The sequence below is a fragment of the Microbispora sp. NPDC046933 genome (assembly GCF_040644635.1).
In the GTDB taxonomy this organism is placed as follows: Bacteria; Actinomycetota; Actinomycetes; order Streptosporangiales; family Streptosporangiaceae; genus Microbispora.
Genome location: NZ_JBEYWW010000005.1, coordinates 50,865 through 73,198 on the forward strand (window position 1 = coordinate 50,865; position 22,334 = coordinate 73,198).

The 22,334-nt window shown below is 71.4% G+C and carries 18 protein-coding genes; 6 read left to right on the top strand and 12 right to left on the bottom strand.

The window, feature by feature from the left end; all coding sequences use genetic code 11:
• Nucleotides 1–169: 169 nt before the first annotated feature.
• The 5 genes from ABZ857_RS08310 to ABZ857_RS08330 form a co-directional block, all read right to left on the bottom strand.
• Nucleotides 170–1,354, bottom strand: coding sequence for an ROK family transcriptional regulator (locus ABZ857_RS08310; RefSeq protein WP_357039524.1), 1,185 nt, complete (start codon nucleotides 1,352–1,354; stop codon nucleotides 170–172).
• Between the two features lie 72 nt (nucleotides 1,355–1,426).
• The gene (locus ABZ857_RS08315; RefSeq protein WP_357039527.1) at nucleotides 1,427–2,923 is read right to left on the bottom strand and encodes a glycoside hydrolase family 36 protein; all 1,497 of its coding nucleotides are present in this window, start codon (nucleotides 2,921–2,923) and stop codon (nucleotides 1,427–1,429) included.
• Nucleotides 2,924–2,950: 27 nt separating this feature from the next.
• Complete coding sequence (locus ABZ857_RS08320; RefSeq protein ID WP_357039530.1) at nucleotides 2,951–4,312, bottom strand: sugar ABC transporter substrate-binding protein; 1,362 nt, start codon at nucleotides 4,310–4,312, stop codon at nucleotides 2,951–2,953.
• 25 nt (nucleotides 4,313–4,337) lie between these two features.
• Entirely contained in the window at nucleotides 4,338–5,219 is an 882-nt protein-coding gene (locus tag ABZ857_RS08325) for a carbohydrate ABC transporter permease (RefSeq protein ID WP_357039533.1), read from the bottom strand.
• A gap of 12 nt (nucleotides 5,220–5,231) precedes the next feature.
• Entirely contained in the window at nucleotides 5,232–6,173 is a 942-nt protein-coding gene (locus ABZ857_RS08330; protein ID WP_357039536.1) for a sugar ABC transporter permease, read from the bottom strand.
• Between the two features lie 227 nt (nucleotides 6,174–6,400).
• On the opposite strand from ABZ857_RS08330, the gene ABZ857_RS08335 reads away from it, so the two are divergent.
• Nucleotides 6,401–8,737 (top strand): DUF4832 domain-containing protein, encoded by a 2,337-nt coding sequence (locus ABZ857_RS08335; protein ID WP_357039539.1) that lies wholly within the window; start codon nucleotides 6,401–6,403, stop codon nucleotides 8,735–8,737.
• A 91-nt stretch (nucleotides 8,738–8,828) separates the two neighbouring features.
• Here ABZ857_RS08335 and ABZ857_RS08340 read toward each other — a convergent pair whose 3' ends face one another.
• Nucleotides 8,829–10,022 carry an ROK family transcriptional regulator gene (locus ABZ857_RS08340; protein WP_357039542.1) on the bottom strand — a complete coding sequence of 398 codons (1,194 nt, stop codon included), beginning with the start codon at nucleotides 10,020–10,022 and terminating at the stop codon, nucleotides 8,829–8,831.
• A gap of 75 nt (nucleotides 10,023–10,097) precedes the next feature.
• On the opposite strand from ABZ857_RS08340, the gene ABZ857_RS08345 reads away from it, so the two are divergent.
• Nucleotides 10,098–11,387, top strand: a complete 1,290-nt coding sequence (locus ABZ857_RS08345; protein ID WP_357039545.1) for a Gfo/Idh/MocA family oxidoreductase — start codon at nucleotides 10,098–10,100, stop codon at nucleotides 11,385–11,387.
• A gap of 55 nt (nucleotides 11,388–11,442) precedes the next feature.
• On the opposite strand, the gene ABZ857_RS08350 is transcribed toward ABZ857_RS08345, so the two are convergent.
• The 4 genes from ABZ857_RS08350 to ABZ857_RS08365 all read right to left on the bottom strand — a co-directional run bounded on the left by ABZ857_RS08350 (nucleotide 11,443) and on the right by ABZ857_RS08365 (nucleotide 15,688).
• Entirely contained in the window at nucleotides 11,443–12,303 is an 861-nt protein-coding gene (locus ABZ857_RS08350) for an endo alpha-1,4 polygalactosaminidase (protein ID WP_357039548.1), read from the bottom strand.
• Nucleotides 12,304–12,522: 219 nt separating this feature from the next.
• Nucleotides 12,523–13,848, bottom strand: a complete 1,326-nt coding sequence (locus tag ABZ857_RS08355) for a sugar ABC transporter substrate-binding protein (protein ID WP_357039551.1) — start codon at nucleotides 13,846–13,848, stop codon at nucleotides 12,523–12,525.
• Between the two features lie 2 nt (nucleotides 13,849–13,850).
• Complete coding sequence (locus tag ABZ857_RS08360; RefSeq protein WP_357039554.1) at nucleotides 13,851–14,768, bottom strand: carbohydrate ABC transporter permease; 918 nt, start codon at nucleotides 14,766–14,768, stop codon at nucleotides 13,851–13,853.
• Complete coding sequence (locus ABZ857_RS08365) at nucleotides 14,765–15,688, bottom strand: sugar ABC transporter permease (protein WP_357039557.1); 924 nt, start codon at nucleotides 15,686–15,688, stop codon at nucleotides 14,765–14,767. Before ABZ857_RS08365 ends, ABZ857_RS08360 begins: the two co-directional genes overlap by 4 nt.
• Nucleotides 15,689–15,884: 196 nt before the next feature.
• On the opposite strand from ABZ857_RS08365, the gene ABZ857_RS08370 reads away from it, so the two are divergent.
• The gene (locus tag ABZ857_RS08370) at nucleotides 15,885–16,808 is read left to right on the top strand and encodes a carbohydrate kinase family protein (protein ID WP_357039560.1); all 924 of its coding nucleotides are present in this window, start codon (nucleotides 15,885–15,887) and stop codon (nucleotides 16,806–16,808) included.
• On the top strand, nucleotides 16,805–18,109 hold the full coding sequence (locus tag ABZ857_RS08375) for an alpha-glucosidase/alpha-galactosidase (RefSeq protein WP_357039563.1): 1,305 nt from the start codon (nucleotides 16,805–16,807) through the stop codon (nucleotides 18,107–18,109). The genes ABZ857_RS08370 and ABZ857_RS08375 overlap by 4 nt, the downstream gene beginning before the upstream one ends.
• Nucleotides 18,110–18,130: 21 nt before the next feature.
• Here the strand turns inward: ABZ857_RS08375 and ABZ857_RS08380 are convergent, their stop codons facing one another.
• Both ABZ857_RS08380 and ABZ857_RS08385 read right to left on the bottom strand, forming a co-directional pair.
• Nucleotides 18,131–18,922, bottom strand: a complete 792-nt coding sequence (locus ABZ857_RS08380) for a DeoR/GlpR family DNA-binding transcription regulator (RefSeq protein WP_357039566.1) — start codon at nucleotides 18,920–18,922, stop codon at nucleotides 18,131–18,133.
• Nucleotides 18,919–20,244 carry an alpha-glucosidase/alpha-galactosidase gene (locus ABZ857_RS08385; RefSeq protein WP_357039569.1) on the bottom strand — a complete coding sequence of 442 codons (1,326 nt, stop codon included), beginning with the start codon at nucleotides 20,242–20,244 and terminating at the stop codon, nucleotides 18,919–18,921. Before ABZ857_RS08385 ends, ABZ857_RS08380 begins: the two co-directional genes overlap by 4 nt.
• A gap of 224 nt (nucleotides 20,245–20,468) precedes the next feature.
• On the opposite strand from ABZ857_RS08385, the gene ABZ857_RS08390 reads away from it, so the two are divergent.
• Together ABZ857_RS08390 and ABZ857_RS08395 are read left to right on the top strand one after the other, a co-directional pair.
• On the top strand, nucleotides 20,469–21,374 hold the full coding sequence (locus tag ABZ857_RS08390) for a sugar isomerase (RefSeq protein WP_357039572.1): 906 nt from the start codon (nucleotides 20,469–20,471) through the stop codon (nucleotides 21,372–21,374).
• Entirely contained in the window at nucleotides 21,371–22,309 is a 939-nt protein-coding gene (locus tag ABZ857_RS08395; RefSeq protein WP_357039575.1) for a 1-phosphofructokinase family hexose kinase, read from the top strand. The genes ABZ857_RS08390 and ABZ857_RS08395 overlap by 4 nt, the downstream gene beginning before the upstream one ends.
• Nucleotides 22,310–22,334 lie beyond the last annotated feature (25 nt).

Consider the following 22,334-nt stretch of genomic DNA (forward strand, 5'->3'; position numbering starts at 1 on the left):
GGTCCGGGCAACGACACGGCAAGGGATACGACAGCGGAAGTCGGCCGGGTACCCATGCCGTGTGCCCTAAAGGTACACACAGCACAAGAATGGTGTAAACAGGACAAAACATGTCTTTACCTGAACAGATCACCCCGCACCGGCCGGAGGCGCACACCGATTCCGGGGGTCAGGCGCGCGGGGCGGCCGGCGTGGACAGTCCCGTGCCGAACAGGCGGGCGTCCACCTCGTCGAGGGCCAGACGCAACGCGCCCAGGGCGACGCTCTCGGCGCCGAGTGTGGAGGCACGGATCTCGGGCACACGCAGGCAGGTGCGGCGGAGTTCGCGGGCCAGCTGGTCGAGGATGAGATCGGCGGAGCGGGAGAAGCCGCCGCCGAGGACGACGACCTGCGGGTCGAGGGTGAGGACCAGGGCGGCGGTGCCGACGGCGAGGTCGCGGGTGTAGCGCCGGACCGCGGTCCTGGCCGCCTTGTCCCCGGCACGGGCGGCGTTGAACACCCAGGCCGCCGCGTCGTCGGTGTCGACGGCCGCGGGCAGGCTGGCGCAGTTCTCCAGGTGGGAGGGCGCGGTGAGCCAGCGGACCTCGCGCAGCGCGCCGATCTCGCCGGCGGCGCCGCCGTAGCCGCGGCGCAGCGTGCCGTCGATGATCAGGCCGGCGCCGGTGCGCATGCCGGCCAGCAGGTAGACGATGTCGTCGGCGTCGCGGGCCGCTCCCTGCCAGCGCTCGGCGACGGCGGCCAGCTTGCAGTCGTTCTCCACCTGGATCGGGCAGGAGAAACGCCCGGTCAGGTGCTCGGCCGGGTTCACGCTGGCCCACCCGGGCAGCGGCGTGAACAGCGTGGTACGGCCGCTGGCGTCGACCGGCCCGGTCACCCCGACGGTGATCGCCCAGATCTCGTCCGGGCGCAGTCCGGCCGCGCTCAGGCACTCGTCGATGGCCGCGTCGACGACGGTGAGCCGCGCGGCCGGGTCGGCGCCGGGGTCGACCGGCAGCCGGCTGGTGGCCGCGACGGTGCCGTCCAGGTCGGCGAGCATGGCCAGCACCTTGTGCGCGCCGACGTCGACGCCGATCACGTGACCGGCGCCGGCGTTGAACCGGTAACGGCGGGCGGGGCGCCCGACGACGCTGCTGCCGTCGGGCTCCACGACGGTGAGCCAGCCGTCGGCGACCAGGCCCTGCACGATGACGTCCGCACCGGGCCTGGACAGCCCGGTGCGGGTGGCCAGCTCCGTGACGGTGGACGGCGGGTGGCCCCGCAGCGCCCGGACGATGCTGAGCGCGTTCAGCTCCCGCATCCGGGTGACGTCCGTCCCGGTCGTGACCAGAGTCCCGGTCGTGACCTGCTCGGTCACCGTCGCCCCCTTCGATCCCTGAATGCGATCCCCTGAATAACGCTGAGCTCTTTACAAAAGAGTAGTGCGAAATCAGGAGATCGGATACCACTGCCCTTCGGGGGCGACGGCCGGGCCGAAGTCCACCTCGCGGCCGTCGATGGCGAACTCGTACCGGCCCTTCCGCACGACGGCGGGCCGTGCGGAAAGGTACGCCGTCATGTCCGCCAGCTCCTCCGCGCGCAGCCACCCCGGCGGGTCGGACACCGCGCGGAAGCCGCACACCGTGGCCAGGTCACGCAGCCAGCCGAGCTGCCGGTCGGTGAGCAGGTTGAGCCGGCTGCGGAAGTACACGACGTCGGGGTCGACCTCGGCCAGCGGCGCGTGCCACAGCCGGTGCAGTGTGTTGACCACCGCGTTGCGCGCCATCGCGTCGGACGGGTCGTCGCTGGCGTAGTTCTGCCACATCGGCGCGACGTCCGGCCCGCTGCGCAGCCCGTCGAGCAGACCGAGCGAGGGCAGCAGGATCGCGCCGCTGCCCAGCAGGTACACGTCCTCCCCCGCCGTCCGCCTGATCAGCTCCAATGCCTGCCGGTAGGCCTGCTCGCGCCCGATGCCGCCCTGCCGCACGCCGGGGGCGGCGCCGGCGTTGATGAAGTCGAGCTTGAGGTAGCCGAAGCCCCACTCGTGCACCACCCGCCGGATGAGCCGCTCCACGTGGTCGAGCGCGTCGGCCCGGGACAGGTCCAGCGCCCAGTATCCGGTCCCCCAGTTGTGGCCGGCGACCACGGGTTCGCCCCGTTCGTCGCGCAGCAGCAGCTCGGGCCGCTCGCGGGCGGTGCGCGAGCCCGGCAGCACGATGAACGGCGCCAGCCACAGCCCCGGTGTCATCCCGGCGCCGGCGATGCGGTCGGCGAGCGCGCGCATCCCGGACGGGAACTTGGCGTTCGGCTCCCAGTCGCCGACCGCCTCCTCCCATCCGTCGTCGACCTGCAGCACGTCGAAGGGCAGCCCCTTCAGCGCGGCGATGTCCTCGGCCAGCCCCGCCTCGGTGATGCCCTCGTAGTAGGCGTACCAGCTGCACCAGACGTTCCCGGCGCGCCGGTCGCGGCTGCCGAGGCGGGCGGCGAGCGCGCGGGTGTAGGCGCCGAAGACCTCCTCCTCTTCGCCGTACGCGAGGAACCACGGCGCCCCGTCGTCCTCGTACCAGCCGGCGAGCGTGTCGCGGTCGGCGGCCAGGCGCGGGGTGCCGACGCCGAGCGCGCCGAGCAGCAGGACCCGCCCGTCGTCGCCCTGCAGGGCGGCGACGGCCGAGGAGTGGTGGCGGGACGGGTCGTCCCAGACGGGGTCGTCCGCGGTGGTCCGGCGCCGCGGGTCGGCGATGCGCAGCGGGGGCTCGGACAGCCGCCGCCACCCGCACGGGCTCCACGAGTTCTGCCCGTGCCGGTAGAACAGCGCGTCGCCGAGGCCGTGCAGCACGGCCACCCGGCCCGGCGGCAGCACGACCCCGCCATCGATCTTCTCAGGTGGCTCGGAGCCGGTCGGCTCAACGGCTACGGTACGGCCTGCCAGCTCGACGAGCAGCGGCATGATGCTCCTTTGTCTGTGCTCGGAATCTCAGGTGAACAGCGCGTTGACCTGGTCGTTGGCCTTCTTCAGGGCGTCCGCTGCGCCGGCCTGGCCGAGGATGATCGACTGGATCGCGTCCTGCACGATCTGGCTCACCTCGTTGCCGTGGTCGGTGATCGGCAGCAGGAACGTGCCGCCCGGCGTCTTGGTCGGGTCGAGGTAGGCGTGCACGTCACGCCCCTTGGCCTGGTGGGCGGCCGCGGCCTTGTCGCTGGCCGTCTTGATCGCGGGGAAGACGACGGCGTTGCCCGCGACGATGTCCTGGCAGTCGGCCGATGCGAGGAACTTCACCCACTTCCAGGCCTCCTCCTTGTGCGGCGTGCCGGTGAAGATCGCGTCGGACAGGCCGTTGATGGCGGTCTTGCGCACGCCGGCCGGGCCGACGGGCATCGGGGCGAGGGCGAACTTCTGCTCGGCGTCGGAGCCCAGGTAGGTGTTGATGGTCCACGACCCTGCGAAGGTCATCGCGCCGTTGCCGGCGTTCATCACCGCGTCGCGGCCGAGGGTGGACTGCTTGTCGAACTTCGGCGCGTAGCCCTTGTCGATGAGCTGCTTGTACCAGTCGATGGTCTGGACGAGCTTGGGGTCGTCGTACCTGTAGTGCGTCCCCCAGGGGTTCTTGTCCAGGTATGTCCACCCGTTGGCCACGGCCAGGTCGCCCCAGCCGTTCTGGCCCTGCGACCCGTCGGCCCACTCCGGCAGGAAGCCGTACACCTTGACGTGGTTCTTGTCGAACGCCGGGTCGAGGCCGTTGCGCCCCTTCTCGTCGACCGTGAGCTTGGCGATGACCTGCTGGAGCGTGCCGCCGTCGGTGGGGTTCCAGGTGAGGTTCGCCATCTCGTCCGCCTTGATCCCCTGCTCGGCGAGCATGGTGCTGTTGTAGACGAGCGCCTCGGTGTCCCAGTCCTTGGGCAGGCCGAACCGCTTGCCGTCCTTCACCCACAGGTCGGCCAGGCCGTCCTGGTACTGGGTCAGATCCACCTTGTCGCGGGTGACGTACGGCTGGATGTCGAGGATCTGCCCGCTGCCGACGAACTGCGGGTAGTAGGAGACCTGGTCGGTCCACACGTCCGGGGCCTGGCCGGCGGCGAGCTGGGTGGTGAGGTTCTGCCAGTACTGGTTCCAGGCCGTCTGGGTGATCTTGATGGTGATGTTCGGGTTGGCCGTGTGGAAGGCGTCGGCGCAGGCCTGGTACGACGCCTGCTGGTTGTCGTCCCAGAGCCAGTAGTCGATCGTGACGTTGCCGCCGGCCGCGTCGTCCTGCGACTCGCCGCCCGACCCGCAGGCGGCGAGCGTGCCGGCGAGCGCCAGCGACAGCAGCGCCGCGCCTGCCCGCTTGGTGGTGTTCATAGGGTCGTGCCTCTCTTGTGGGGGGTTATTTGATTCCGGAGAAGTTGAGCGACTGGACCAGCCGCCGGCCGAGGAAGACCAGCAGGAGCAGAACCGGCAGGACCGAGAGGGTCGACCCGGCCATGAGCCCGGTCCAGTCCGGGCGGGTGTTGGGCGACTGCTGCAGGAAGACGCCGAGCGCGACGGTGAGGACGCGCGTCTGCTCCTCACGCCCGACCAGCAGCGGCCACAGGTAGTCCTTCCACGCCCACACGGTCGTGGTGAGCCCGATCGTGATCAGCGGCCCGCGGCTCATCGGCAGCACGATGCGCCAGAACACGCCCCAGGGGCCGTTGCCGTCCAGCCGGGCCGCCTCCTCCACGTCGCGCGGGATGGACAGGAAGAACTGCCGCAGGAAGAACACCGCGAACGGGGTCATCAGAATCGTCGGGGCCACCATCCCGGCGAAGGTGTTCACCATGCCGAGGTTCTTCACCAGCACGAAGTTGGGCAGCAGCGTGAAGATCGGCGGCACCATGAGCGCGGCGATCATCACACCGAAGACGACCTCGCGCCCGGGGAAGCGCAGCCGGGCGAACGCGTACCCGGCCATCGCGCAGAAGAAGGTCTGCAGCGTCGCGATCAGGCCGCTGTAGACGACCGAGTTGAGCAGGTAGCGGGCGAAGTCGAGCTGCGCGCCCGACCCGCCCGCCGCGCGGGCCTCCTCCTGGCTGGTGAGCCCGAGGATGCGCAGGAAGTTCACCGCCGTCGGGTGCCGCGGGAACAGGGCGCCGCTGTCGGCGTAGAGGTCGGCGGCCGGGGTGAGCGCCGTACGGATCATCCAGTAGAAGGGGAACAGGGTGAGCAGGAGGGCCACGACCAGGATGACCCAGGCCGGCAGCCGGCCGATGTTCGCGATGCGCCGCAACGTGTCGCCTCCTCAGGCCAGGTCCGAGCGGGACGCCCGCAGCAGCCGCAACTGCACGACCGTGAGCACGCCGAGGACGAGCGCGAGCACGAGTGCCGCCGCCGAGGCGTAGCCCATGTGGAAGTACTGGAAGGCCTGCTGGTAGATGAAGTAGTAGATGACCCTGATCGCGCTGCCGGCTCCGCTGCCCTTGGACGCCACCGCGACCGTGTCGAAGATCTGGAACGAGCCGATCAGCGACACCACCAGCACCAGGGCGAGGACGGGCCGCAGCATCGGCAGCGTGACCGAGCGGAACATGCGCAGCTCGCCGGCGCCGTCGAGGGCGGCACTCTCGTACAGGTGCGGCGGGATCTGCAGCATGCCGGCGTAGAGCAGGAGCGCGGTGTAGCCGGTGTACGCCCATGTGTTGACCATCGCGATCGTCGGCATGGCCCAGTCGGGTGAGACGAAGAAGCCGACCGTGCCGAGACCGAGCGCCTTCAGCACGTGGTTGACGAAGCCGAGGTCGGCGTCGAGCAGCCAGATCCAGATCAGGCCGACGGTGACGTTCGGCACCAGCCACGGCAGCAGCAGCGTCGCGCGGAGCACCACCGACCGGGTGAGGCGGTGCATGAGCGCGGCCAGGACCAGCGCGAGCAGCATCTGCGAGCCGATGTTGAGCACGACGTAGTACACGGTGACCGCGAGGGAGTGCCAGAACTGCGGGTCGCCCACGAGCTGGGCGTAGTTGTCCCCGCCGACGTAGGTGGGCGCCGTGAGCAGGTTGTAGTCGGTCAGGGAGTACCAGAATCCCCGGACGGTCGGATAGCCGTAGAAGATCACGAAGCCGGCGATCGCGGGGATCAGGAACAGCCACGCCGCCCGGCGATCGTCACGCGGCCGGGTCCGTCTTCGCCGGGGTGCGCCGGCATCGCTCGGCTCGGCGACCTGCGACCGTTCCTCGGCCCGCATCGTTCTCATCATCGTCCTCGGTGCTCAGTGAAATTGACCTCTTGTCACGGGGTCACTTGCGAATAATGATGTGAGGCATCGGAAGTTTGTCAATAGCTCCTCATATCTTGGGGAGCGTACGGCAGCGCCTCAGAACCCTTCCGACCCAGGTCATCCCCCCATGCGACGAGCCCTCAGGGGCCCGCCGCAGGCTACCGCCACCCACGTATCTCGGAGGTTCCTCAGTCATGCCTGCCCTCGTCCTGCCAAGGAGGCGGGCCCTCGCGGCCCTCGCCGCCGTCGCGCTGGCCCTGTTATCGGCCCTGCTCCCCGCCACCCAGGCGCGGGCGCTCGCGCCGGTCGCGGGCGGGGTGCCGCCCCGGCCCACGGCCCCCGCGTCGCCCGACCCGTCGCTCCAGGCGCACCCGCTGGCGTCCGCACCCGCTCCGCTGGACAACCCGCTCAAGGGATTCGCCCGCTTCTACTGGCCCGGGAGCGACGAGAACACCGGCTACCCGCACTCCCTCATGTGGAGCTACTTCGGCCTGTCGGAGGTGATGACCGACCCGGCCGACTGCTCGAAGTACAACTGGTCGATCCTCGACAACGCGCTGAACGAGATCGCCTCGTACGGCAACCAGGCGGCCGTGCGGTTCTACCTGGAGTATCCCGGCGGCTCCGGGAGCCACCCGGGCAACGCCATCCCGCACTGCTTCGACGGGCACGTCACGTACCGGACCAACACCTTCTGGGGCACCACCAGCCCGGACTACGACAGCCCCTACCTGCTCGGCGCGCTGAAGGACTTCATCGCGGCGTTCGGCGCCCGGTACGACGGCGACCCGCGCATCGGGTTCATCCACCTGGGCCTGATCGGGCTGTGGGGCGAGTGGCACACCTGGCCGTTCGACACCGACACCAGCGGCGACACCTACCCCGACTTCATGCCGACCGACGCGCACGCCACGCAGATCGTCCAGGCGTACGACGACGCGTTCAACAAGACCAAGCTGGAGATCCGGTACCCCGACTCGGCGGCAGGCGCGGCGACGAACCGGGACATCGGCTACCACGACGACTCCTTCTGCTACCGCGAAGGCTCACCTCTGGCCGGCGTCACGCTGCCGCGGTCGCTCGGCGGGGCCGGCTACGCCCAGCTCCAGCGGGCCCTCGACCGGGGCGCCGAGAACAAGTGGATCACCAACTCGATGGGCGGCGAGGTCCGGCCCGAGATCCAGTCCTCGGCGTTCGCGTCCTGGCCCGGCGGCTCCGGGCAGGTCGACGACATGAAGGCCTGCATCGAGCTTGAGCACACCACCTGGAAGATCAACGAAACGAGCCAGAGCTACGCGTCCGGCGACCCGAACGTCGCGGCCGCCGTCCGGCTCATGGGGTACGACCTCACCGTCGACAACGCGTACTTCAAGAACACCGCGAGCGGAACCACGAACGTGGGCGTGCGGATCCGCAACAACGGCGTGGCGCCGTTCTACTACCCGTGGACGGTCGCCCTCGGCCTGAAGAACAGCGCCGGAACCGTGGTCAAGACCTTCGACACGTCCTGGGATCTCCGCACGGTCATGCCGCTCAAGATCCGCGCGTTCCCCGACTGGGGCAAGGGGCCGGACCCGACCTATCTGGACTACGGCTACCCGCAGTACTTCCAGACCGGCGTGAACCTCTCCGGCGTGCCCAGTGGGAGCTACCAGTGGGTCCTCCGGGTGAAGAACCCGCTGGAAGCCGTTTCCGCGAACGCGAAGAAGCTCCGCTTCGCCAACGCCACCCAGGGCGCCGACGGCTGGCTCGGCCTCGGCTCCGTCACCGTCGGCACGGGCGGCGGCGGGGACACCACACCGCCCACCGCGCCCACCGGGCTGGCCTCCCCGTCGCACACCGCGGACTCGGTCACCCTGTCCTGGACGGCGTCCACGGACGACGTCGGCGTGGCCGGATACCGGATCTACCGCGGCGCCACCGAGGCCGGGACGTCGCAGACGACGTCATTCACCGACACCGGGCTGAGCTCCGCGACCTCCTACACCTACACGGTCAAGGCGTACGACGCCGCGGGCAACACCTCCGCCGCGTCCGCGCCCGTCACCGTCGTCACCTCGCCGTCGTCGACCGCGGGCCTGGTGGTGGACGACTTCGACGGCGACCCGGCGTACCCGTCGGCCGCGCGCAACGACCTCGGCAAGTGGACCGGCGGCAACTGCTTCCTCAACGGCGGCGGCTCCGGCGCCGTGTCCGGTGGGGCGCTCAGCCTGCAGTACGACAACTGTGGCTGGTTCGGCAGCGACGTGAACACCGACCTGTCCGCGTACACCTATCTCGTCATCCGGATCAAGGGCGCGGCAGGAGGCGAGCAGGCCCACTTCAACCTCGGCCTCGGCGGGGTGACCAAGGTCTTCGGCGACTTCACGTTCGACGGCGGAGGCCATCCGGCCATCACCACCGCGTACCAGGACATCAAGATCCCGATGTCCGCCAACGGGATCAACCGCGCGGCACCCGGGCAGCTCGCGATGGGCTTCTGGTACGGCGGACGTAGCACGATCACCATCGACTCCATCAGCCTCCAGTGACGTGCGGGGGAGGCCGGGATCAGGCGTGTGGAACCTCGACACCGGCCTCCCCCGAGCTCACCGGCCTCCCTCGAGCTCACCGGCCTCCCGGTCACCCGTGGCCCGGGCTCCGGGACGCGCGCCGGGGGAGGTGTCCGGGGGCGGCGAGCTCGCCCCGCTCGTCCAGCACGGCGTCCACGTGGTCGAGGGCCAGCCGGACCGCGCCGAGCGCCACCCCCTCGTCGCCGAAGGCGGAGACCCTGACCTCGGGTGTCCGTACGCACCAGCGGTCCAGCTCACGGCGGAGCGGCTCGACGATCAGGTCGGCGGACCGGGAGAACCCACCGCCGATCACGACCAGCTCGGGGTCGAGCGTGAGCACCAGCGCCGAGGCGCCGACGGCGAGGTCCCGCACGTAGTGGCGGACGGCCGACAGGGCGGCGCGGTCTCCTTCGCGGGCGGCGCGGAAGACGTGCTCGACGGCCGTGTCCTGATCCGCCTCCCGCCCCGCGTCGCCGAGCCGGGACCTCAGGTGCCGCTGCGCCCTGGCCCAGCCGGCGGCGGGCAGCGCGCCGATCTCCCCGGCGGCGTTGCCGAAGCCCCGGTGCAGCCTCCCTCCGATGATCAGGCCGGTGCCTGTGCGCAGCCCGGCCAGCAGGAAGACCACGTCCTGCGCGTGCCGCGCCACCCCGCGCCACGACTCCGCCAGGGCCGCGAGCTTGCTGTCGTTCTCCACCAGCACGGGACCGGCGACCAGTCGCCGCAGGTGGGCGGCGAGGTCGACCCCCGTCCACTCCCGCAGCGCCTCCGACAGCATGACCCGGCCGGTCCTGTCGACCAGCCCCGTGGTGGCCACGCCGGCGGCCCACACCTCATCCGCGGCGACGCCCGCTCCCGTCAGCGCGACGCCCACCGCCTCGTCCACCGCGGCCAGCCGCTCCTCCCGGCCCATCAGAGGGGTGACGGCCACCCGGGCGGCGTGCAGGACGGCGCCGTCGAGGTCGGTCACCAGGGCGAGGACCTTGTGGCCGCCGACGTCCACGCCGAGGACCCGGCCGGCCTCCGACCGGAAGCGGTAGCGGCGGGCGGGCCTGCCCACCGCGCCGGCGGTCGGCGCGGCCTCCCCCACCCAGCCACGTTCCAGCAGCTCGCGCACCACGTCCTCGGCCGAGGCGCGGGACAGGCCGGTGCGCCGGGCGAGCTCGGTCATGGTGAGCGCCGGTTCCCCGCGCAGCGCCCTCAGCACCGCACGGGCGTTCAGCCGACGGAGCCGCGAGAGGTCTCCCCCGCCCAGGTCCTCGGTCACCGCATCCCCTTGTGATCGCTCCACCAGGGCCGAATAATAATGGTCTCCTGCGTAATTCTCTCGGGAAAGGATCCCATGTCCAGGGTGACTCTAGCCCTCGTCGGGGCCGGGCTCCGGGGCCGCGCGTACGCACGGCACGCGCACGCCTGCGGATCGGGCGAGGTCGTCGCGGTGGCCGAGCCCGACCCCTACCGCCGGGAGAGCACGGCCGAGGAGTTCGGAATCCCTCCGGAGCGGGTGTACGCCGACTGGAGCGAGCTGGCCGGCGCCGGGCGCCTGGCGGACGCGGCGATCATCGCCACCCAGGACCGGCTGCACACCGGGCCCGCCGTCCGGCTGGCCGACCAGGGTTATCACATTCTCCTGGAAAAACCGATGGCCACCACCGACCACGAGGCGGCCGCGATCGGCGAGGCGGCCCGGCGCAACCGGATCATGCTGGCCGTCTGCCACGTCCTGCGATACACGGCGTACACGCAGGCGATCAAACGGCTGCTCGACAGCGGCCGGATCGGCCGGCTGGTCAGCGTGCAGCACCTGGAGCCGGTCGGGTGGTGGCACCAGGCCCACTCCTTCGTACGCGGGCACTGGCGGCGCCAGGACACCTCGGCGCCGATGCTGCTGACGAAGGCCTGCCACGACATCGACTGGCTGGTCTACCTCTTCGGGCGGACGCCGGCCGCGGTCAGCTCCTTCGGGAGCCTCACCCACTTCCGCGCCGAGTCCCGTCCGGACGGCGCGGCCGAGCGCTGCGTGGAGTGCCCGCTGGAGCCGGCGTGCCCCTATTCGGCCAAGCGGCTCTACCTCGGCTGTCTCGGCGACCCCGACAGCGAGTTCTGGCCGCTGTCCGCGGTCACGGAGACGCACACCGAGGCCGCCGTCCTCGACGCGCTGCGCACCGGCCCGTACGGCCGCTGCGTCTACGCCTGCGACAACGACGTCGTCGACCACCAGGTGGTCACCATGGAGTTCCCCGACGGGGCGACGTGCTCGTTCACGATGAGCGCGTTCACGCCGATGGAGCACCGCCGCACCCGCCTGTTCGGCACGCACGGCTATCTCGACGGCGACGGCCGCACGCTGCGGCTGGTGGACTTCCGCACCGGCGGCGAGGAGATCGTGGACACGTCGGTCGACGCGGGGCCCTCGGCGGCGGACGGCCACGGCGGCGGGGACGAGGCCCTCGTCGAGGCGTTCCTGGCGGCGGTCGCGACGGGCGACCCGGCGCGGCTGCGCTCGGACGCGGCCGAGAGCCTGGCCACCCACCGCGTGGTGTGGGCGGCGGAACTGGCCAGGACGACCGGCAGTGTCGTGCGGATCCCGCAGCAGGCATACACGGAACAGGCATACACGCAACAGGCGTGAACGACGAGGACGCCGGGCCCTGGTGGGGCCCGGCGTCCTCACCGCCGGTCGACGATCAGCGGCAGGCGACGCGGTAGGCGTCGAGTTCGAGGCGCTTCTTCAACGAGTTGAAGTTCTGCGCGTTGGCCTTCGCGCAGAACTTCGAGGTGGCGAGGTTGTACTCCACGTTGAAGACGGCCTTGCCCGCCTTGACGAACTGGTCGAGGCCGTAGTCGCCGTTCTGCGCGGTGGTGCACTCGCCGAACTCCCAGCACTGCTCGTTCAGCGCCCAGTCGAAGTACGGCAGGAGCCGGGGAATCTGCTCGTTGTCGTTCTTCAGGCCGGCCGACAGCCCCCGGGTGTGGGCCTCGTTCGCGAGCCAGGCGTTGTAGCGGAGCTGGTCGTCGGCCGTGAGCGGGAACCCGGTCTTGTTCGTGTAGCCGTCGACGTTGTCGAACTCCACGGCGTCGAAGCCCTTGGCCTTGCACATGTCGAGTCGCGCCCGCATGATCTGGCCGAGCGTGCCGCCGTACTGCCGGATGTCGAGCCAGCGCTCGCCCGCCCAGCCGTCCAGGGCCTTGCCGAGGACGGACGCGGGGAACGCGCCGGCGTCGGGCCGCCAGTCCTCGTACGACCCCGCGCTGATGTAGCAGACGACCGTGCGGCCGGTCCTGGTGGCGTGCAGCCGCTGGACGGTCGTCGCCGTGGCGTTGAAGCCGTCGATGTCGTACATCGCGACGTCCAGGAACGGCTCCGCCGGCACCGAGCTGAGCTGCCACTGCCAGCTCGTGTTCAGGGCGGGGTGCCGGCAGCCGGCGCAGGCGACGGGGTCCGGCAGGGCCGCCGCCGCGTTGGCGGCGGCCTGGACGCCGACGAGCGCGCCGAGGAACGCCGTGGAGGCGGCGAGCATCGCCGCCAGGTATCGGAGAATGCGCATGTTCTTCCTCGCGGTGAGATCTGTGAGATCGGCGGGGCGCATGCGTGCTGTTCCGCACTCTCCACACCGCCTCGCCCCCAGGGGGTTGGCTGCTCTCGACGGTGTGGAGTGGCGTGACCCAGGGAGGTCGGCAGGGCGCACGCCAGCACGGGGAAGGGACCTCCTCTCTCTGTCCGGGCGCTCCGGGTGCTCCGGGGGCGCGGTCAGCCACCGGGGAACTCAGCCACCCGAGAACAGTGCGTTGACCTTCTGGTTGGCCGCGGTCAGCGCGGTTCGCGCGTCCTTCCGGCCGAGCCAGACCTCCTCCATCGCGGTGGAGACGATCTGGTTGATCTCGTCGCCGTGGTCGCTCACCGGCAGCAGGAACGTGCCGCCGGGCGCCTTGGCCTCGTCGACGAACAGTTGCACGTCCCGGCCTGCCGCCTTGTGGGCCTTGAGCGCGCGGTCCGCCGAGGAGGTGATGGCGGGGAAGACCACCGCGTTGTCGGCGACGATGTCCTGGCAGGCCGTGGAGCCGAGGAACTTCACCCACTTCCAGGCGGCGTCCTTGTGCTCGGTGCCGGCGTAGATGACGTCGGCGAGGCCGTTGAAGGCGGACTTGCGGCCCTGCGGCCCGGTCGGCAGCGGCGCGAAGGCGAACTTCTGCGACTTCGAGTCGAGGTAGGTCCTGATCATCCAGGAGCCGGTGATGCCGAGCGCGCCCTTGCCCGCGTTCAGCATCGTGTCCGGGCCCAGCGAGCTGGTCTTGTCGTACGGCGTGGCGTACCCCTTGTCGGCCAGGCTTCTGAACCAGTCGGCGGTCTCGGCGAGCTTGGGGCTGTCGTAGAAGTAGCGGGTGCCGAACGGGTTCTTGTCGATGAAGGAGAAGCCGTTGGAGACCGCCAGGTCGCCCCAGCCGTTCTGGCCCTGCGAGCCGTCGTTCAGTTCGGGCACGATGCCGTGCACGGCGACCTTGGTCTTGTCGAAGCCGGGCTCGTCGCCGCGCCTGCCGTTCGCGTCCACGGTCAGGCGGGCGATGGCCTTCTCGAAGGTGCCGCCGTCGGCGGGGTTCCACGTCAGGCCGGACATGTCCACGCCCGCCTTCTTCGCCATGTCCACGTTGTAGACGATCGCGATCGTGTCCCAGTCCTTGGGCAGGCCGTACCGCTTGCCGTCCTTCACCCAGAGGCCGGCCAGGCCGGGCCAGTACTGACTCAGGTCGACCTTGTCGGCGGTCACCATCGGCTGGATGTCCAGGAGCTGGCCGTTCGCGACGAACTGGGGATAGTTCGACGCCTGCATCGTGATCACGTCGGGGGCCCCGCCGGAGACCATCTGGGTGGTGAGGTTCTGCCAGTACTGGTCCCAGGCGCTCTGCGAGATCTTGATGGTGATGTCCGGGTTGGCCTTGTGGAACGCGTCGGCGCACTGCTGGTAGGCGCCCTGCTGGACGTCGTCCCACAGCGCGTACGTCAGTGTGACGCCTCCGCCGTCCGCCGAGCCGCCGCCCCCGCCGCAGGCCGCCGTCAGGAGCAGGGCGGTCACCGCCGTGAATGCCTTCTTCACCGTTAACCCTTCATGCCGGAGAACTGGATGGAGTCCACGAGGCGGCGGCCGAAGAAGACCACCAGCAGCAGGACGGGGACGACCGACAGGGCGGAGCCCGCCATCAGGCCGGTCCAGTCGGGCGAGGTGTTGGGCGACTGCTTGAGGAAGACGCCGAGCGCGGCGGTGAGCACGCGCGTGTCCTCGCCCGGCGCCACGAGCAGCGGCCACAGGTAGTCGTTCCAGGTCCACACCGCGGTCGTCAGCGCCAGGGTGAACAGCGGCCCCTTGGTCATGGGCAGCACCACCCGCCAGAAGACGGTCCACGGCCCGGCTCCGTCGATGAACGCCGCCTGCTCGACGTCACGCGGGATGCCGAGGAAGAACTGGCGCAGGAAGAAGACCGCGAACGGCGTCATGAGCAGGCTCGGGGCGACCAGCCCCTGGTAGGTGTTGAGCCAGCCGAGCTGCTTCACCAGGGCGAAGTTGGGCAGCAGCGTGAAGATCGGGGGCACCATCAGCGCGGCGACGAACACGTTGAACAGCGCGTCCCTGCCGCGGAAGCGCAGCCGCGCGAACGCGTACCCGGCCATCGCGCAGAAGATCGTCTGCAGGCAGGTGATCAGGCCGGTGTAGAGGACGGAGTTGCGCAGGTAGAGGAAGAAGCTCAGGTTCGCCCCCGACCCGCCGGCCGCGCGGGCCTCGTCCCGGCTCACCAGGCCGAGCACGCGCTCGAAGTTGATCAGTGTGGGGTGCCGGGGCAGCAGCCCCGCGTTGTCCGACGGCAGTTCGGGGCCGGGGGTGATCGCGGTCCGCAGCATCCAGTACAGCGGGAAGAGCGAGATCACGATGGCCACGATCAGGCAGATCCAGGCCGGCAGGCGGCGCAGCCGCCGGCGTCCCACGCTCATCGGCTCGCTCACGCTCACCGCCGCGTTCATGCGAGGTCCGACCGGGAGGCGCGCAGCAGCCGCATCTGCACGAAGGTCAGCAGGCCGAGGATGAGCACCAGGCTCAGTGCCAGGGCCGAGGCGTATCCCATCTTGAAATGGGTGAACGCCTCCTCGTAGATGTAGTAGTAGACGACGCGGGTGGCGTCCACCGGTCCTCCCTTCGTGGTCACCGCGACGGTGTCGAACAGCTGGAACGAGTCGATCAGCGAGACCACCAGGACGAACGCCAGGATGGGACGGATCAGTGGCAGGGTGATGCGGAAGAACGTGCGCACCTCGCCGGTGCCGTCCAGGGCCGCCGCCTCGTAGATCTGCGGCGGCACCAGCAGCATCCCGGCGTACAGCAGCAGGGTGGTGTAGCCCGTGGCGCCCCAGGCGTTGACGGCGGCCACGCTCGGCATCGCCAGCTCGGGTGAGGTCAGGAAGCCCTGGTTGTCCAGGCCGAGGCTGGTCAGCAGATGGTTGAGGAAGCCGAGGTTGGCGTCGAGCAGCCACATCCACAGCAGGGCCGAGGTCACGTTCGGCACCAGCCAGGGCACGACCAGCAGCGAGCGGAGCACGAGCGACCGGGTGAGGCGGTGCAGCAGGGCGGCCAGGCCGAGGCCGATGGTGATCTGCATGCCGACGGTGAGCACCACGTAGTACGCGGTGACCTTCAGCGAGTTCCAGAACAGCGGATCCCCGGCGAGCTCGGCGTAGTTGCCGAGGCCGACGAACCGCGGGTCCGACAGCAGGTTCCAGTCGGTCAGGGAGTACCACGCGCCGCGTACGGCGGGATACACGTAGAAGGCGGCGAACCCGATGAGCACGGGGGCCAGGAAGGCCAGCGCCACCCTGCCGTCCCCGCGTCTGCGGCCGGGCACGGCGCCGGTGACGGTCGCCGGTTTCGCGAGGGTCGTGGTCGTCATCGTCGCGGCATCTCCAGACCTCCTGGCGCCACCGGGGACGAGCCGGTGCGGGCGGGATGTTGGAGACAATAATGGCCCCTTTCGAAACCTTGTCAATGCCTTCGATTAACCCGCCGACCACGATCGGCAATCGGCCAATCCGGCAAGAATCGAAAGACTTGACAAGCAAACGAAGGTGCTGGGACCGTTCCGGGCCATGGGGAGACCAGATTTCGACCTGCTCGTCGTCGGTGACGCGAACCCCGACGTGGTCGTCACGGGAGCGCCTCGGGTTCCGGAGTTCGGCCAGCGCGAGCGGCTCGTCGAGAGCGGCGCGCTGGTGCTGGGCGGATCGGGGGCGATCACGGCCTGCGGCGCGGCCCGGCTCGGCCTGCGCACCGCCTTCGCCGGACGGGTGGGCGACGACGCCGCGGGCGCGTTCGTGCTCGACGTGCTCGGCCGCCGCGGGGTGGACGTCTCCGCCTGCGTGGTGGACACCGGCGCGCCGACCGCCCTCACCGTGGTGCTGGCCGACGGGAGCGACCGGGCGATCCTGACCGCGCCGGGCTGCCTGGACCGGCTCGACGCGGACGACCTGCCCGCGGCGCTGCTGGAGCGCGCCGCGCACGTCCACGTCTCGTCCTACTTCCTGCAGCCCCGGCTGGCCGCCGGTCTGCCCGGCCTGTTCCGCGCGGCACGGGCCGCGGGGGCCACCACGTCCCTGGACACCAACGACGATCCGTCGGGCCGCTGGCAGGGGCTCGACGAGGTCCTCGCGCTGACCGACGTCCTGCTGCCGAACGAGCGCGAGGCACTCGCCATCGCCGGGCGCGCCGACGGCGACCTCGACGCCGCCGTACGCGACCTCGCCGCGCGGGGCACCACACCCGTGGTCAAGTGCGGCGGCGACGGCGCGCTGACGATCAACGACGGCGAGCCGCTCCGTGTGCCGGCCGTCCCGGCCACCGTGGCCGACACGGTCGGGGCCGGTGACAGCTTCAACGCCGGCCTGCTCGCGGCCCGCCTGCGCGGGTTCCCGCTCCGCCGCTCCCTGGAGATCGCGGTGGCCTGCGGCACCCTCTCCACCCGAGCCGCGGGGGGCACAGCGGCGCAGCCGACCTGGGAGGAAGTCACCCGATGAGAAACCCGAAGATCGTCTTCATCGGCGCGGGAAGCGTCGTCTTCACCCAGGGGCTGCTCGCCGACCTGCTGGCCTACCCCGAACTGCGGGAGGCCCGGATCGCGCTGCACGACATCGACGCCGAGCGGCTGCGGGTCGCCGAGACCGTCGCGCACCGGATCGCCACCGCCCGCGGCGCGCGACCGGCGGTCACCGCCGACCTCGACCGCCGGGCCGCGCTCGACGGCGCCGACTTCGTGATCAACATGATCCAGGTGGGCGGGCACGACGCCACGGTCACCGACTTCGAGATCCCCGCACGGTACGGCCTGCGGCAGACGATCGCCGACACGATCGGCGTCGGCGGGGTCTTCCGCGCGCTGCGCACCTTCCCGGTGCTGGACGCCCTCGCGGCCGACATGGCCGCCGTCTGCCCCGACGCCCTGCTGCTCAACTACACCAACCCGATGGCCATGAACGTCTGGTATCTCAGCGGCAAGGTGCGCAACGTCGTCGGCCTGTGCCACTCGGTGTACTGGACCATGCGGGGCCTGTCCGACCTGGTGGCCGTGCCGTACGAGGAGGTCGCGTACCTGGCGGCGGGGGTGAACCACCAGGCGTGGGTGCTGCGGTTCGAGCGGGACGGCGAGAACCTGTACGACCGGCTGGACGACGCCATCGCGCGCGACCCGGAGCTGCGCCGCCGGGTGCGGGTCGAGATGTACCGGCGCCTGGGCCACTATCCGACCGAGACCAGCGAGCACTCGGCCGAGTATCTGCCCTGGCTGCTCCGCCACGACGACGAGATCGACCGGCTGCGCATCCCGGTGGGCGAGTACGTGCGCATCAGCGAGGAGAACGTGCGGGAGTACAAGCGCACCCGCGACGCCGTACGGCACGGCGGCGACCTGCCCGTGGCGGGCACCGGCGAGTACGCCCCGCAGATCATCCACAGCATCGTGACCGGCACCCCGCGCGTGGTCTACGGCAACGTGGTCAACGACGGGCTGATCGCCAACCTGCCGCCCGGCTGCGTGGTGGAGGTGCCCTGCGCGGTGGACGCGACCGGCGTGCTGCCCACCCGGGTCGGCGCCCTCCCGCCGCAGTGCGCCGCGCTCAACCGGGCGTACGTCAGCGTCAACGAGCTGACCGTGCGCGCCGCGCTGGAAGGGCGGCCCGAGCACGTACGGCACGCCGTGATGGTGGACCCGAACGCGTCGGCCACGCTGTCGCTGGACGAGATCTGGCGGCTCTGCGACGACCTGACCCGGGCGCACGGCGAGCTGCTCCCGGAGGCCCTGCGCGTGCCCCTCGCGACCTGACCCCTTCGGCGGGAGGATCAATCAGGCGGCGATCTCCACCTTGAGGCCGCGGTCGCGCAGCACGGCGACCGTCGCCGGGTCGGCCCGCTCGCCGGTGATGAGCAGGTCGATCTCCGACAGCGGGCAGATCGGCGCCATCATGACCGCCCCGAGCTTGGAGGAGTCGGCGACCACGATGCGGCGGCCGGCCGCCCGCAGCATGCGCTGCTTCATCTCGGCGTCGGGCAGGTTCACGTTGGTGATCCCGACGTCGGGGTGGACGCCGCCGCAGCCGATGAAGACGGTGTCCACCCGGATGCCCTCGACGGCCTTGCCGCCGAGCGGATCCACCAGGGAGTGCTGCTGGCGGCGCAGGCTCCCCCCGGTCACGACGACGGCGAAGCGGGGCAGCGCGGGCTCCAGCTCCAGTGCCGTACGCAGGCCGTTGGTGAACACCGTGACCTCGGTGAGGTCGGCCCGGGCGACGAGCTCCCTGGCCACGTAGGCGGTGGTGGTCCCCGCGCCCATCATCACGCTCTCCCCCGAGCCGACCAGGCGCGCCGCCGCCTTGGCGATCAGCGCCTTCTCCACGGCCGCCGTGCCGAGCGACAGCTCGAACGACGGCTCGGTGCGCGGCGACGGCCCGGCGGCGACGGCTCCGCCGCGCACCCGGCGGATCCGGCCCTGCTCCTCCAGCGCGTCCAGGTCGGCGCGCACGGTGACGCTGGAGACGCCGAACGCCTCGGCGAGCTCGGCGACCCGGGCGAACTCCTGCTCCATGAGCATGCCGAGCATGCGCTCCCGCCGCACCTCCGTGGGCATGGAGTCGGTCATGGCCCGCTCCCGGCGCTGCTCCTGGCGGGGCGGACGCCCTCCGGCAGCAGGTCGCCGTGCGCCTCGATCAGCTCGTCGCAGAGCGCCTCGATCGCGGGCAGGGGCAGCGTCGCGGCGGTGTTCGGGTCGAGCATCGCGGCGTGGTGGACGTGCCGGCGGTCGCCGTCGAGCACCGCCCGCACGGTCAGCTCGACGACGTTGAGGAACGTGCGGTTGAGCGCCGCGAGCTGGATGGGCAGCTCCCCCACCGGCCGGGGGTGGACGCCCGCGCCGTCGACCAGGGCGGGCACCTCCACGCAGCAGCCCGCGGGCAGATTGTCGATCAGCCCGTGGTTGGGGACGTTGACGTAGACCTCCTTCTCCTGGCCGGTCAGCATGGCCAGGATCGCGGCCGCCGCCGGCTCCTGGTGCTGCCAGCGCACCAGCAGCGACCGGCCGGCCGACAGCGCCCGCCGGGTCTCCTCGTACTGGTGCAGGCTGCGGCCCACCCGCCGCAGGTACTCCTCGGGCCGTACGCCGAGGCGGGAGGTCTCCTCGTCGTGCCGCATGAACCAGGGGACGTACTCGGCGGCGTGCTCGCTCGACTGCGTCGGGAAGTATCCGAACCGGCGGTACAGCTCCACCCGCACGTGCCGCCGCAGCTCGGGATCGGCCTCCAGCACCTCATCGAGGTCCGGGTACAGCGAGCGGCCGCCGGCCTCGAACCGCAGCACGAACGACTGGTGGTTGAGGCCGGCGCTGAGGAACGCGACCTCGTCCAGCCCCCGGCCGACCAGGTCGGCGAGGTAGGCGTGCGTGTCGCAGACGGCGTGGCACACCCCGGCGAACCGCTTGAAGCCGGTCGCCTCCCGCACCGCCCAGCCCGTCATCGCCATCGGGTCGCTGCAGCTCAGCAGCCAGGCGTCCGGGCACACTTCGGCCATCTCCCGGCCCAGCTCGACGAAGACGGGGATCGTCCGCAGCCCGCGGAAGATGCCGCCAATGCCGATGGTGTCGCCGATCGTCTGGCGCAGGCCGTACCTGTGCGGGATCTCGAAGTCGCGCAGGGTCGCCTCGAACCCGCCGACGTCGATGTGGCCGACCACGAAGTCCGCGCCGTCCAGCGCCCTGCGCCGGTCCGGGCAGGTGGCGATCGCCGCCATCGACCCGGCTTCCGCGTCGAGCGCGCGGACCAGCGCCTCGGCCGTCGCGAGCTGCCCGGGGTCCTCGTCGTGCAGCACGATCTCCAGTTCGCCCCGCAGCGAGGGGGCGAGGAGAAGATCGGAGACCACCCTGCGCGTCAGCTCCACGTCCCCGACGCCGACGAAGACGATGCGCGCCATCCCACCTCCCGCCCGGTACGTGCGCGAAGACTACTTCACCTCATGGTGCCACGCACAGCGTGAACGAACGCTGCGCGATATCGCGCGTTTCACCCGCCATCCGCGCATCCCACGTCATCGGATCACCTGCATCTCGGCCGGTACGGCCAGCCGACATCGGGAGCCATTGCTCGAATCTGCTCGATAGTGCTACAAATCTTGCATCAGTGAGCACTGGAGGGTTCGTGAGTCACACCGAGACCGAGATCGCGTCCCAGCCCGCCTGCTGGAGCCGGGCCGCCGGCCTGTCCTCCTCCGGCGCGCTGCCGGCGAAGGGCGAGCGGGTGGCGGTCGTCGGCTGCGGCACCTCGTGGTTCGTCGCCCAGGCGTACGCCGCGCTCCGGGAGAGCGCGGGGCACGGCGAGACCGACGCGTTCCCCGCCTCAGAGGCCCCGGTCGGCCGCCGCTACGACCGGGTGCTGGCGCTCACCAGGTCGGGCACCACGACCGAGGTCCTCGACCTGCTCCGCCGTACGCGCGAGCTGGCGGGGGAACGGGCGGGGGAACGGGCGCGGACGACCGCGGTCACCGCGGATCCGGACACACCGGTCACGGCCCTCGCCGACGAGGTCGTCGTGCTCGGCTTCGCCGACGAGAGGTCGGTCGTGCAGACCCGGTTCGCCACCGCACAGCTCGCCATGCTGCGGGCGCACCTCGGCGAGGACCTCACGCGGGCGGTCGCCGACGCGGAGCGGGCGCTCGCCGAACCGCTGCCCGCCGAGCTCGTCGCCGCGAAGCAGTTCACCTTCCTCGGCACCGGCTGGACGTACGGCCTGGCGCGGGAGGCGGCGCTGAAGATGCGGGAGGCGTCGCAGTCGTGGACCGAGGCGTACCTCGCCATGGAGTATCGCCACGGCCCGATCAGCATCGCCGCGCCCGGACGGATCACCTGGACGTTCGGCCCCGCCCCGCGGGGGCTGCGCGGCGAGGTCGAGGCGACCGGCGCCACGTTCGTGGAGAGCGACCTCGACCCCATGGCCGAGCTGATCAAGGTGCAGCGGCTCGCGGTCGCCCGGGCGCACGCCCGCGGTCTCGACCCCGACCGCCCGGCCCACCTCACCCGATCGGTCATCCTCACCGAATCGCCGTGACCGGCGTGATCCTGACCGTCACGGTGAACGCGGCGCTCGACGTCACCTACGGCGTCGACGACGTCGACTGGGACGGCGTCAACCGGGTGCGCGCCGTCCACCGGAGGGCGGGCGGCAAGGGCGTCAACGTGGCCCGCGTTCTCACCGCCCTCGGCCACGAGGTCCTCGCCGCCGGTCTGGCCGGCGGGCCGACCGGCGACGCCGTGCTCGCCGATCTGGCGGCGGCCGGCATCCCCGCCGCGTTCACCCCCATCGCGGGGGACACCCGCACCACCCTGGCGGTCCACACGTCCCGGGGGGCCACGCTGTTCAACGAGCCCGGGCCGGTGGTCGCCGCGGAGGAACTGGCCCGGTTCCTCGGCGCGTACGAGCGGGTCCTCGGCCGGGCGTCCGCCGTGGTGATCTCCGGCAGCCTCCCGCGCGGGGCGCCCGCCGACTTCTACGCCACGCTGGCGGCCGTCGCCTCCCGGCACGGCGTGCCGGCCATCGTGGACGCCGACGGCGCTCCGCTGCGCCACGCGCCCGCCGGCCGGCCCGCCGTGCTCAAGCCGAACGCCGAGGAACTCGCCCGCGCGCTGCGTCCGGGCTCCGCGGAGGCGATGGAGATCACCGCCGGGGCCCGGCTCCTGCGGGACGAAGGGGCCGGCTCCGTCGTGGTCTCGCTGGGGGCGGACGGCGTGCTCGCCGTGACCCCGGAGGGCACCTGGCGGGCCCGCATGCCCTACCGGGTGGAGGGCAACCCGACCGGCGCCGGGGACGCGCTCGTGGCGGGACTCGCGCTCGGCCTGGTGGAGGGCGCGCCGTGGCCCGAGCGGCTCCGCCGGGCGGCCGCCCTCGGCGCCGCGGCCGTCGCCACTCCCGTCGCCGGCGACTTCGACCCCGATGTCTACCGGCGCGTCCACCCCGAGATCACGGTCGAACCACACGACCCCTGAGAAGCAATCCCCCCGCTATCCGGAG